This is a genomic window from Collinsella sp. Sow4_E3, from assembly GCF_052116285.1.
GTDB lineage: Bacteria > Actinomycetota > Coriobacteriia > Coriobacteriales > Coriobacteriaceae > Collinsella.
In genome coordinates this window covers 1-412 of sequence record NZ_JBQKLJ010000134.1, presented here as the reverse complement: position 1 = coordinate 412, position 412 = coordinate 1, and the positions used below count along the sequence as shown (strand labels likewise).

Here is a 412-nt window from a genome sequence, read left to right as displayed (position 1 = left end):
GGCTAGTGTAATTATTCTGATTGGAAGTGGATTAGTAGGAATTCCTTTTTTATCAATATTATATGCAATAAAGTTAAATAATTATTGGGTAACTTTTATGTTGATTATGATGGGTGGAGCAATAGGAAGTTTTGCAACTGCAATTGATAATATCCTTACGGCAATGCGAAAGCAAAAATATTTAATTATTCCTTATAGTGGTAGTTTTGTTTTTTCATTTTTTATAACAAATATATTAGTTGAAAAATATCAATTACTGGGTGCTTCCATTAGCTTTATTTTAGTAATGAGTCTTTGGCTTTTTTTATCAATATTAATATATATAGTAATTATGAAAAACTTTAAAAAAAGAAAAGGTAGAGTACATTAAAAATGAATAAAATTTATTCAGTCTTTGCAGATAATTATAAAT

Annotated in this window: 1 protein-coding gene; it reads left to right on the top strand. The window is 24.5% G+C overall.

The window, feature by feature from the left end; genetic code table 11:
• The coding region (locus tag ACTQ48_RS11620) for a hypothetical protein (protein ID WP_441571093.1) at positions 1-370 on the top strand (370 nt) is incomplete at its 5' end.
• Between the last annotated feature and the right edge of the window lie 42 nt (positions 371-412).